The organism is Evansella clarkii, assembly GCF_002019695.1.
Lineage (GTDB): Bacteria > Bacillota > Bacilli > Bacillales > Salisediminibacteriaceae > Evansella > Evansella clarkii.
On the sequence record NZ_KV917376.1, the window covers coordinates 66,519 to 79,329 of the forward strand.

Sequence of the window (12,811 nt, forward strand, 5' to 3'; positions counted from 1 at the left end):
AAAGTATAAATAAGAAGTTTTATATAACGAAACTATCAGAGCTTCTTATCCGTAAAAAGAAATAGCTATCATACAATCAATTAACTTACAGAGGTGAAAAAAATGCTTCAGATGCTCATCCTGAGCGCTTTACTTGCAGTATTGTTCCTCCCATTCCAGCTGGAATGGTGGAGAACACCCGAATTCAAAAAATGGCTTGTCCCCCGGTATTTATTAGGATTGTTTTACGGTCTGGCTATCTTTTATTTAGGTCTCCTTGACCAAAGTATTTCAGCAATTACAGCTTATTACTTACCAATTATCGGAATCAGCTTAATGGCTGATAACATACTGGCTTTTTCAGTAAAAAAAACATTCCGCAGACAGCCGGCAGTTATGGGGGCCAGTGTCGGCCTTGTCATCCTTGCAGGCTTCATCGTGTTCTGGGTTATTCAGCCTTTATTTCTCGCGGATGCTAAGTATGATATTGCAGGCGGCGAGGAAGTAACTATTGAAGAAATGCAGCCTGTAAATGAAGCCAACATACCTGTTGTCCCGAGAAGCTATGCAGAATACCGTTCTGACGTGATGATGGGCCAGCTTGATAACCCGGCGTTTTATAATTTAGGAAAGACGAGAATTCAGCGGGTTGACGAAACTTTATTTTGGATTACCCCAATTGAATACGATGGTTTATTCCGCTGGTACCGGAGTGATGCTGCTCCTGGATACATTGCAGTAAATGCGGAAAACTCCCGCGCTGAGCCACAGCTCGTTTTAACCGAAATGAAATACGTGCCATCTGCTTTTTTCCACGAAAATCTTGAAAGGCATGTACGAGCCCAGTATCCTGATATATTGATGCTTGATACTACATTCGAGGTGGATGGAGACGGAGATCCATACTATATTATAAGTTACGGACATTATACGGAGTTCCGAAGAGTAGCGGAAGTTGATGGGATAGTTATCGTAGATCCGGCAACAGGGGAAATGGAGAACTATGCTAAAGAGGAAGCCCCTGATTGGGTGAACAGGATTTATCCGCCCCATATTGCTGAAGAAAGAAATCACTGGTTTGGTGTTTATAAAAGCGGGATCATTAACCGTTTCTTCGCAAGGGAAGGGCTGACTGAACCAACTCAATGGGGTGCGGACGATGCCGTAACCGGTGTAGTTGACCGTGAATTGCAGCAAAACTGGTTCACAGACCATATGCGCTTGCGCGGCGAAGGGGAAGCCTCCCGTTCTATGGTTGGTTTCACGATGTTTGATGCACGAACGGGAGAACTTAATTACTACCGTGATGCGAGCGGCTCATTAAACGGACGTACCGCAATGGACCTTGCTGAAAGGACGTTTCGGCGGGACGATTATGTTGCGGGAACACCGACGCTGTATAATATTTATGATAATTATACATGGGTGGTTCCACTAATGGACCGAAATGCTGTACTGCGTCAGATTATGCTCGTAAACGCCCGCAGTGAAAATGTTTATGGCTATGGTGAAACAAAAGCTGAGGCGTTCAGAGCCTATCAATTATCTCTTTCCGGTGCAGGCGATGATGATGCCCAGCCAGGAGCTGTAGGAGATGTTATTGAACTAACAGCCACAGTTGAAAGGGTCTATAAATGGGACAGAGAAGATAATGTTACTGTTCGCCTCTTATTGGAAGGGGAAGACCGCATCTATACTGTTAACGCCTCCTCTTATCCAAGAGCGGTATTTATTGAAGAAGGCGACGAAGTAACCATCACTTTCCTCGATACTGGCGAAGAAGTACAGGCAATCGATGAGCTCGATTATTAACTAAAAAGGATTAAGGTAAGAGGATGCATCAAAGTTGATGCACCCTCTTTTTTTCGGTTGATTTCCTTTTCGTTGATTGAACCATCGATTTCGATGATTAAACGTCTTTTTTCGTTGATTGGCCCTCCGATTCCCTATAATAAATTCAACTTCGCTGATTGGATTCCTGATTTCCCCGATTGAACTGCCATTTTCGCCGATTAAACCACCTATTTCGCAGATTAAATTCACCTTCCCGTTTAAATACCTGATTTCATATTAAAAGACGCACCTCCAAATCGAAGATACGTCTCTTTTCATAAACTTATTTCGTCCCGCTCAATAAGTGATCTTTTAACTTATCTCTGAGTGATCTCTTTAAAAACTTTCCGACAGATGTCTTCGGTATTTCATCTAAGAAAACGATGTCGTCCGGGAGCCACCATTTAGCAAACTGAGGTTTTAAAAACTCCTGCAAGTCCTCTGCAGACACAGTATCTTTATAAGCATCTTTAAGGACGACGCAGGCAACAGGGCGCTCCTGCCACTCCGGATGTGCTACCGCCACGACGCTTGCTTCGAATACTGCTTCATGAGCCATAAGAGCATTTTCCAGATCTACCGAGGAAATCCATTCTCCGCCGCTTTTTATTAAATCCTTTGTCCTGTCGACAATTTTGATAACACCTTCGTTATCTACTGTGACCACGTCTCCTGTATGAAGCCAGCCGTCACGGAAGGCTTCCTCTGTACGCTCATCTTTATAATACTCATCTGCGATCCACGGGCCACGGATAAGAAGTTCTCCCATTTCTTCCCCATCCCAGGCTACTTCGCCGTTTGCGCCAAGCACTTTCATCTCGAGCCCTGGCACAAGGAGCCCTTGTTTTGCCCGGATATCCAGTTTATCCTGTTCGGGCAGGTCTTCCTGGTAACTCTTCAGCCTTGATAATGTTACAAGAGGACTTGTTTCTGTCATCCCGTAAGCGTGCAGGAATGGCATTTTATATTTCGTTTCATAAGCTTTAATCATTCCTGAAGGCGCCGCGGAACCGCCGCATAAAACAGCACGGACGCTGCTCGTATCATAATTCCCTTCGTCGAGCTCCTTAAGGAGGCCAAGCCAGATCGTTGGGACACCAGCTGTTACAGTTACTTTTTCTGATTCTATGAATTCTGCTAACAGTTTAGGTGTGAACTGCGGACCAGGCAGCACCTGTGTAGTACCAAGCCATGTTGCCGCAAACGGAAGCCCCCAGGCGTTTGCATGGAACATTGGAACAACAGGCATGCAGCGGTCCGATTCAGAGAGAGCAGCTGTATCCGCTAATGCCATCGCAAAACCATGGAGCACAATTCCCCTGTGTGAATAAACTACCCCTTTTGGATTTCCTGTAGTTGCGGAAGTATAACACATTCCTGCCGGAGCGTTCTCGTCAATATCTTTCACAAATTCATAGCTCTCATCAGCCTCTGACAAAAGCTCTTCATAAGAATAGACAGGGGATAAGGACGTTTCAGGAAGTTCGTCGTTGTCGCTCATTATGATGAAAGCCTCAACTGACGTTAATCTATCTTTAATACCCTCAATCAGCGGAAGGAGATCTTCATCAATCAGTATAACCTTGTCCTCTGCATGATTAATGACGTATACAAGATGCTCCTGGGAAAGCCTCAGATTTATTGTATGAAGAACTGCCCCCATCCCTGGCGCAGCGAAATAGATTTCAAGATGGCGGTGATGGTTCCAGGCCAGCGTCCCTACCCTGTCCCCTTGAGAGACCCCTATACGTTCCAGAGCACTGGAAAGACGCCGGGTTCTTTTTCCAATTTCCTCATAAGTAAACCTGTGGACCCCTGATAGTGTCCTGGAGACTACTTCTTTCTTCGGAAAAAACTTTTCTGCTCTTTCAAGCATCGATCCTACAGTTAAAGGCATGTTCATCATATTCGCATTTCCCCTTCCAAAGGTTTAGTTTGATAATCCTTATTTCTGTTCTTCCTGGGTCCTGTTCTTATCTTTCTGAATAGCTTCTTCCGTATGTTCTCCTGTCTCAGGGGGAGGTGTCAGGCTGCTTACCTGGACATTTCCAGAATGCACCTGCCTGATGCCCCATCCTGGATCAGAAATCACCTGTCTGCTTCCTGTAACAGGCGACTTGGAAAGCTCACTCGTTTCCAGTACAGGAGTAAGACAGCAATCTGTTTTCAGCCCGAAGTCCGTCCACTCCTCCATCGACCTGCTTCGAAAAAGCGCTTTCATTTCTTCGTAAACTGAATCGCCGTCTTTTGCAGCGGCATACTGCCCTCTCAGGAGATCTTCTCTTCCAATCCCTTTACAAAAATTTTCCCAAAACTTTTTTTCCAGTGCAGCAAGAGCCATATAACGGTTGTCTTTCGTCTGGTAGATTTGATAGGAAACAACACTGCCGCCAAGAAGCGGGACTCCATTTTCCTCACCAGCTCCATCCAGATAAGCAAGATGATTTGTCATAAGCGATGTCATTACATCGACTATCGCCAGATCGAGATAGCACCCCTCACCCTTACGTTCTCTCTGAAGCAACGCGCTTAATATCGCTTCGTTGGCACCTATCCCGCCGACGAGATCAGCAAACGTGTTTGTGGGATGAACAGGCTCGCCGGCGTCATTCTTCATCTGTGCAAGGGCTCCGCTAACAGCCATATAATTTAAATCATGGCTTCCGAGAGTACTCATTTCTCCGGACTGCCCGTAGCCGGAGATGGAACAATAAATGATATCCGGCTTGTCCTTTTTCACAGTTTCATAATCGATTCCGAGCCTTTTTGTAACACCGGGACGGAAACTTTCGATGACCACATCCGCTCCCTTGATTAACTTTCTTGCCGCCTCCTGGCCGTCCCCGTCCTTCAGGTTCAGAGTTACACTCTTCTTATTTCTGTTATTCGCTAAAAAAACTAAGCCTGTGCCATCTTTTTTCTCCCCCATATGACGCGCCGGTTCTCCATCCGGCGGTTCCACTTTTATCACTTCCGCACCCATGTCAGCGAGCCGGAGTGTGGCATAGGGCCCTGGAAGGTAAAAAGAAAAATCGATGACCCGGATTCCCTCAAGCATGGCATATATCCTTTCCGCAGTTAATGCGCAGTGTTTGCCTCCTGAAGCTGCTTCCGCAGCATGAACTTCTGAATTTTTCCGCTTGCGTTTCTCGGCAGCTGTTCTGTGAAAATGTACTGGCGCGGCCGTTTATAGCCTGCAAGACGGTCACTGTTTTTACAGAACTCTTCAAGCTTTTCTTCTGTGAGAGCTGGGTCTTTTTTTACTATGAGCGCAATGACTTTTTCGCCCCATTTTTCATCGGGCACACCGATAACAGCTACATCCAGCACACCCTCATGGTCATAGAGCACATCTTCCACTTCACGAGGATAAATATTTTCACCACCGCTGATGATCATGTCGTCCACTCTGTCCGCAATCCATAAATAGCCTTCTTCATCGAAGTAGCCAATATCGCCCGAGTAGTACCAGCCTTTATAAATCGCCTTGTTTGTTGCCTCTTCCCTGTTAAAATATCCTTGCATCATGCATGGTCCCTGAACGATAATTTCTCCGGTTTCCCCTGGGGCAACTTCCTCATCCGGTTCTGAACGGCCATCTTCACCTGCACGTACAACCCGGATTTCATGATTTAAAATGGCTTTCCCAGCAGAACCCGCTTTTCTGATCTGTTCATTCTCTTTAAGGAAAGTGACAGCCGGCCCCATTTCCGTCATTCCGTACGCCTGAATCAGCTTTACTTTGAAGTTGTCATGGATGGCATTCACCAAAGCAGGAGCCATCGGAGCTGCTCCGTACAGGCCAAGCCTCAGAGAGGTAAGATCATACTGCTCAAGGTCTTCCTGGAGCATCATATTCCACATCGTTGGCGCCGAGAAGAACAGGGATATTTTTTCCTGTTCAATGAGCTCGAGTGTCTTCACTGGCTCGAAGTGGTGGGTGATAATATTTGCCGCTCCGCTATGGACCCGAGGAAGGAAGGCACAATGAAGCTCGGCACAGTGGAACATCGGTGCTGTCACCAGGCCTCTGTCCTCTTCTGTCAGGTTCATGCCGGCAATGATGATCAGGCTTTGCTCCACCATATCCCGGTGCCGGTGCATAACTCCTTTTGGCCTGCCTGTTGTGCCACTCGTGTACATAATCGCATACAGATCGTCCTCGGTAACCTCATCAGCTTCAGGCCGATCCCCGGAAGCCCCTGCAACTGCTTCATGATAGCTCTCTGCGTAGTCCGGAGCCTCATCATCCACATACCAGAAGCTCATTCCGGAAAAATACTGCTGAATTTCTGAAACATGGGGAGCGAGCGCTTTTTCAAAAAGAATAACCTTCGGATCCGCGTCTTCCAGAATGAACTTCAGCTCATTTGCTGCCAGCCGGAAATTAATCGGGTTGAATACAGCTCCAATCTTTGCACAGGCGAAAAATACGGTTGCCAGTTCCTCTGTGTTGAATAAATAAGTGGAAACCCTGTCCCCTTTAGCCACTCCAGCGTCTTTTAGAGCATTAGCAGCTTTATTAACCTGTCTGTCCCACTCCCTGTACGTGTAACGCACATTCTTCTGCACATAATATAATGCTTCTTTGTCCGGATATTTTCTGACAGTCTGATCAAATAATTTGCCAATTGTCGTGTACATAGTAATATCCTCCTCAAAAATTAATTGCCTCCGGTTATTGTTCCGGCTGCTTACAACCCCATTTTTTTCGCAATGATCGTCTTCATAATTTCATTCGTTCCTGCGTAAATGGCGGAAACTGGAGTGTCCCTGTATCTTCTCGCTATTTTATATTCCTCCATATAGCCGTAACCACCGTACAGCTGCATGCACTCTGTTGCAATATTCCGGGCCATTTCTGTCAGCTTCCATTTTGCCATGGACACCTGGGTAACTACGTCTTCCCCTGCCATATGTCTCGCGATCAGCTGATCAAGGAAAGTTCTCCCGATCTCTATTTCCGTGGCCATTTCCACTAACTTGAACTGCGTATTCTGAAACTGGCTGATCGTCTTGCCGAATGCTTTTCTCGTTTTCACATATTCCAGTGTCATTTCCAGCATATCTTCCGAGGCTGTCTGGGCGCCAATAGCAACCAGGAGACGCTCCTGCTGCAGTTTATCCATTAAATAGAGGAACCCTTTTCCTTCTTCGCCGAGAAGATTTTCTTTCGGGACCTTGCAATCTTCGAAAATCAGCTCGGCTGTATCCTGGCTGTGAAGCCCGATCTTATCCAGCTTCCTTCCCCGGGAGAATCCCTCCATCCCTCTTTCCACTACGAGAAGGCTGATCCCTTTATGTTTAGGCACAGCATCCGGGTCCGTCTTACAGGCAACAATAACAAGATCTGCATGAATACCGTTCGTTATAAACGTTTTCTGCCCGTTAAGTACATAATGGTCTCCCTCTGAAACTGCTGTCGTTTTTATATTTGCCAGGTCTGACCCTGCTCCAGGCTCTGTCATCGCAATGGCAGTAATCGTGTCTCCTGTTACACAATCAGGCAGCCAGCGGTCTTTTTGCTCCTCTGTACCATAGGCAGTGATATAAGGGATAACAATATCGTTATGGAGCCCTATACCTATTAAACTAGTCCCCACTCGTTCAAGCTCTTCATTAATGACTACGGAGAAGCCCCAGTCTGTACCAGATCCTCCATATTTCTCATCAACATCAGGGCAGAGAAAACCCTGCTCCCCCATCTTCTTCCAGAAGGATCTTGGTATCAGCCTGTCTTCCTCCCACTTTTCAAAATGAGGAGACGCCTCTTTATCAAGAAATTTCCGCAGCGCTTTACGGAACATTTCATGGTCTTCTGTTAAATAAGGATGTTTCATTTTGTTACCTCCGTTTTGTTTTAAATCCAGTAGTGTATTTTCTAGGATTCTATTTTTTGCTGGAATTTTTCCCGAAGATGGTATTTCAGTATTTTTCCTGAAGCGTTTCTCGGAAGCTGCTTTTCAAATATAATCCGCCGCGGGACTTTGTAGCCGGCTAATTTTTCCCGGCAGAAGCTCCTGAACTCTTCTTCATCAATCGTCTCGCCTTCTTTTGGCACAACGATGGCTGTCACTGCTTCGCCCCATACTTCATCAGGGAGGCCGATCGTAGCCGCGTCAAGAACCTGGGGATGTTCAAACATCACCTGTTCCACTTCAATGGAATACACATTCTCGCCGCCTGATATGATCATGTCTTTTTTCCTGTCCACGAGCGTAATATACCCTTCTTCGTCTCTGACTGCCAGATCGCCTGTATAAAGCCATCCATCTTTTAAAGTCTTTTTCGTTTCTTCCGGTTTTTTGAAATACTCTTTCATGATGGATTCTCCCCGGAGTATAAACTCTCCTACCGAGCCTGGCTGTGAATCTTCCCCTGCCCCATCTACAACTCTCGCTTCTGTGCCAAATATAGACTTGCCGCCTTTGCCAAGATGGTTTTTATGTCCTTCAGGATCAAGTAAAATACCTCCTGGCCCCGCCTCCGTCAGTCCACAAAGATTAAAGAAACGATCTGTTTTGAACAATTCCATACTTTTCCGGACGATTTCAGGTGCCATTGGCGCTGCTCCATAACCGCACCGCTGTATGGATGACAGATCGTATTCTTTTGCGTTCGGCACCTGCAGCATAAAATTGTACATAGCCGGCACGCCAAAGAAATGGGTGATTTTATGGTTCTCAATTGCCTTTAACGTTTCGACTGGGTGAAAATCCCGGTGGATTACATGATAGGCTCCCAATACAACACCAGAAACGAGAAAAAGATTAAGCTGGGCTGAATGGAAAAGTGGAGCGATATGGAGGAATCTATCATGCTGATTAATGCCCATCCCAACAATCATCGTAAGTCCAACATGGAATACTCTCTTATGGTCGAACAAAGCCCCTTTAGGCCGGCCTGTTGTTCCGGAAGTGTACAGGATTTCAAGGTCGTCTGAATCCTTTACGTTAACAGTAGGTTCTTCTGTATTGTCCGTGAGTAGTTCTCCATAGGAAACATGGGAAAGTACTTTCGGCTGCCCGACGGTAAATATTGTTTTTACTTCCGTCTCTGTTGAAGCTTCCTCCATCGTTTCATCAAATTCCTCATCACAGAAAACCACGGCTGCTTCTGACTGCTTAAGAATGTACTTCACTTCAATAGCTGTCAGGCGGAAATTAATCGGCACCGCGACAGCACCAAGCTTGGCGAGAGCGAAATAGGCAAAAACGAAATACTCGGAGTTCTTCATCATGAGAGCGACTTTATCTCCCTTTTTAACAGGAAGCCCTATGAGACCATGGGCAAGCTTATTTACTTCTTCGTTAAACTCCCGATAAGTGTACTCTCTTCCTTCACAGCTGATGGCCTTTTTTTCACCGATATTCCTGGCATTTACAGACAAATATGACCCTATATCCAAACCCCATTCCTCCTTTTTAATATCAGGTGCATTCTTCTCTCACCTTTATTTAATGCAAGGACTGTGCCAGTTAAGGGGATTCGTATGGGAACCCCTTGAATTATCAGAAAAATAAATTATTACGACAAGAAATAAAGTACCGTGGCTTCTTTTATTTGCAGGCTGTGGAGAAAATCTGTACACAACGGAAAAAAGAGTGTCCAATAAATAGACACTCTTTTTAAAAGCAAGTAGATGCGGTATTGTTCGGGTGATCCGTAGCGACTGTGCTTATTGCGGATGTCTGAATCACTCTTTTCCTTGGTTTAACCGAATGAGGAACCGTTGCAATTTCTTTGCGGATTCTCATTCCGCTATCTCAACTATGTAGTCATTACGCAACAACGTTCCGGATCCACACCATTCGCAAAGCAATGTAATCCTGATAAATCAAGAACTTAGCAGACCAAATCCCCCGATTTGGTCTGCTTTTTAATCTGCTGTTTCATGAATTTCCCCACAGAAACAAACCCTTTATTTATTATCAAAGTTGATATTTCTTTAGCTTTTCATAAAGTCCGGACCTGCTGATCCCCAGTAACTGCGAAGCTTTTGTTTTATTGCCGCCCGCATTGTCCAGTGCCCTCTGAATCACTGACTTCTCAGCACTTTCGGCCATTTTGAGCTCAGGCTCCTCAGCAGCGGGCAGCTTTATATTAATCATGTACTCGGGAAGGTCTTCCAGGATAATTTTCCCTGTCTCAGCAAAAGTCATTGCTCTTTCCAGGACATTTTTTAATTCCCTTACATTTCCGGGCCAGTCATAGTTCATCATCACTGCTTCCGCGTTTTTCTCAATCCCAGTAATACTCGTGCCAAGCATGCGGTTCAGCTGCTTAATAAATGTGTCCGTAAGCAGGTAAATATCTGCCTTTCTTTCCCGAAGCGGCGTGATTTGAAGGGATATGACATTCAGCCGGTAGTACAGGTCTTCCCGGAATTCCCCTTTTTCCACCATTTCCTCAAGTGAGCGGTTAGTCGCGGCGATAATCCGCACATCCACATGGATTCTCTGCGTGCCTCCCACCCGGTAAAACTCTCTTTCCTGAAGCACCCGAAGCAGTTTCGCTTGCAAAGCCAGCGACATGTCTCCTATCTCATCTAAAAAAAGAGTGCCTCCGTTTGCCAGGTCAAATTTGCCTATTTTCCCTTTTTGCCTTGCTCCAGTAAAGGCTCCGTCTTCATAGCCAAAAAACTCCGATTCCAGCAGGTGCTCCGGGATTGCCGCACAGTTTACAGTGACGAATTTCCCATCCTTCCTTACACTGCTGCCGTGAATCGCATGAGCAAAGAGTTCCTTCCCAGTACCGCTCTCTCCTCTGATCAGGATGGTAGACCGGCCTTTTGCCGCTTTTCTGGCACTTCTCTTCAATTTTTCTACATAGGGGTCGCTGCTGATGATTTCATCCCATGTAAAACGCGCAGTCTCCGTTTGCTGGAGCTGGGTCTTATAATAAGCCGCTTTCTTTTCCGCTTTTTCCAGTTTATTAAATAATTCACTCACCTGGTTCAGCTGACGGAACATCACTTTCCCCAGAGCGCCGATGATTTCCCCATCTTGTTCAACTGGTATTTTGTTAACAATATATTTGATCCCGTTCACTTCCAGAAAGTCGCTCAGTTCCGCTTCCCCGCTTTGAAAAACAGAGCATAAGTTCATCTGCGGCAGTACCTGTTCTATCGGTCTATGTAACACCTCTTCTTTTTCCAGTGAAAATAAATCCAGAAGAGGGGGGCTTACCATTGTTACTTTTTTCTTTTCGTTAACCATTAAAATGCCGTCGTAAGCATGTTCAATTGCCGTATCAAGTGTCTGCTTCAGATTTTTCACCGTCTTAAGTTCCTGAGCCATCTGTTCCAGCTCGGAAATATCCTGAAGCAATGCAATCAGGCCCCGGCTGTTCTCACCTGTCTTAAACGAGGAAAGCCTGAGCATCGCCTGCTCATTTCCTATATTAACTTTAGAGAAGAACAGGGAGTCTATTGAGTCGCAGTCCAGGTCCGGAAAAAGAGTGACTAACTGTTTTCCAGCAAGGCCGTTCAGCTCCTGGCCGGACATCCTGATAAACTGATCATTAGCATATACAATTCGTTTGTCGCCATCTGTCATCAATACTCCGAGATGGGATATTTTCAGTACCGTCTCCAGCTGCTCTTTCAAGGCATTAGAGGAACGAAGCAAACCCATTACCATATCAGTTTTTCGAAGGAGTCCGATCACCCTTCCGTCTTCTTCGGTGATCACTCCTGTACCTACCCCGCTTTTTTCCACCATTTCTTTCACCGTCTCAAAAGGGGTACGGTAATCTACTGCAACTGCATCTCTTTTTAAAAAATTATGGACAGGTTCGGTTAATGGTTTGTTTTCCAGAATCATGTCAAAGAGGGTGCTTCTTGTAAAAATTCCGTCCAGTTTACCTTCCCCATTCAGGACAGGCACAATATCCCACTTTTTCTGTTTCATTACAGCAACAGCTTTTAATACAGTCTCCTCCCTTTTTATACTGCAGTCAGCCGGAGTCATAATTTCTTTCAGGTTCACCACCCTATCAATCCCCTTTAAATTTGTCTTACTGCTATTTTATAACAAATTAAGGGATTTTTCCGAATAATTAAATAAAAAACACCCCCGCAAAATTTTGTGTCCCTGTCAGCAGATTAGCTGGCGGTCCAGGTAACAAAAAATCACGGGGGGTTGTTGCTTGAGTGATATTCGGCTAAAAACTTATTTTGGCTGCATTCTGATCGCGCCGTCCAGGCGGATTACTTCCCCATTTAACATCGGGTTTTCAATAATACTGCCTGCGAGCTGGGCGTATTCCGCCGGCTTTCCAAGACGTGAAGGAAATGGTGTCATTTTTCCGAGCGCTGTCCTCGCCTCCTCCGGCAGAGAAGAAAACATAGGTGTATCGAATAATCCTGGAGCGATTGTCATCACCCGGATGCCGAAAGCCGCAAGCTCCCTTGATAAAGGCATGGTCATGGCGGCTACTCCGCCTTTTGAAGCACTGTAGGCTGCCTGCCCAATCTGCCCCTCAAAGGCAGCGACTGATGCTGTATTAATGATCACGCCTCTTTCACCAGATTCATTTGGTTCGTTTCCTGTCATTTTCTCTGCTGCCAGCCTTACAACATTAAACGTGCCGATGAGATTCACCTCAATCACTTTGGAGAATGACTGAAGCTCATGAACTCCTTTTTTGCTCAATACTTTTTTTGCTACTCCAATACCAGCGCAATTAACAACAGTGTTAATATTCCCGAACTGTTCAACTGCTTTGTTCAGAGCATCCTGGACACTGGATTCCTCTGCTACATTCGTTTTTACAAAGAGAGCGGTGCTTCCCAATTCCTCTGCCAGTTCAGTCCCTCTCTCTTCAGCTAAATCAAGGATTACTGCCTTGCCTCCGTTTTCCGCCACATATCTCACTACTGCTTCCCCAAGGCCTGAAGCCCCCCCGGTTACTACCGCTACTGTATCTTTTATTTTCATTTCTGCAACCTCCCAGTTATATGAATGCATCTTATTTATAATGCAATATTCATACCAAC

8 protein-coding genes are annotated in these 12,811 nt (G+C 45.6%); 1 reads left to right on the forward strand and 7 read right to left on the reverse strand.

The annotated features are described in order from the left end of the window. Positions 1 to 102: 102 nt before the first annotated feature. Positions 103 to 1,791, forward strand: a complete 1,689-nt coding sequence (locus BK582_RS00305) for a hypothetical protein (RefSeq protein WP_078592462.1) — start codon at positions 103 to 105, stop codon at positions 1,789 to 1,791. Positions 1,792 to 2,095: 304 nt separating this feature from the next. Here BK582_RS00305 and BK582_RS00310 read toward each other — a convergent pair whose 3' ends face one another. From BK582_RS00310 to BK582_RS00340, 7 genes are all read right to left on the reverse strand, one after another. Beyond that, a complete protein-coding gene (locus tag BK582_RS00310; protein WP_078592463.1) occupies positions 2,096 to 3,718 on the reverse strand; it encodes a long-chain fatty acid--CoA ligase in 1,623 nt (540 codons plus the stop codon). A gap of 39 nt (positions 3,719 to 3,757) precedes the next feature. Beyond that, entirely contained in the window at positions 3,758 to 4,870 is a 1,113-nt protein-coding gene (locus BK582_RS00315; RefSeq protein ID WP_078592464.1) for a CaiB/BaiF CoA transferase family protein, read from the reverse strand. 20 nt (positions 4,871 to 4,890) lie between these two features. After that, entirely contained in the window at positions 4,891 to 6,456 is a 1,566-nt protein-coding gene (locus BK582_RS00320) for a fatty acid--CoA ligase (RefSeq protein WP_078592465.1), read from the reverse strand. Positions 6,457 to 6,506: 50 nt separating this feature from the next. Continuing rightward, complete coding sequence (locus BK582_RS00325; RefSeq protein ID WP_078592466.1) at positions 6,507 to 7,652, reverse strand: acyl-CoA dehydrogenase family protein; 1,146 nt, start codon at positions 7,650 to 7,652, stop codon at positions 6,507 to 6,509. A 41-nt stretch (positions 7,653 to 7,693) separates the two neighbouring features. Continuing rightward, complete coding sequence (locus tag BK582_RS00330; RefSeq protein WP_078592467.1) at positions 7,694 to 9,220, reverse strand: class I adenylate-forming enzyme family protein; 1,527 nt, start codon at positions 9,218 to 9,220, stop codon at positions 7,694 to 7,696. 523 nt (positions 9,221 to 9,743) lie between these two features. Continuing rightward, positions 9,744 to 11,801, reverse strand: coding sequence for a sigma-54-dependent Fis family transcriptional regulator (locus BK582_RS00335; RefSeq protein WP_244895301.1), 2,058 nt, complete (start codon positions 11,799 to 11,801; stop codon positions 9,744 to 9,746). Positions 11,802 to 11,984: 183 nt separating this feature from the next. Further along, positions 11,985 to 12,752, reverse strand: coding sequence for a 3-hydroxyacyl-CoA dehydrogenase (locus BK582_RS00340; protein ID WP_078592468.1), 768 nt, complete (start codon positions 12,750 to 12,752; stop codon positions 11,985 to 11,987). Between the last annotated feature and the right edge of the window lie 59 nt (positions 12,753 to 12,811).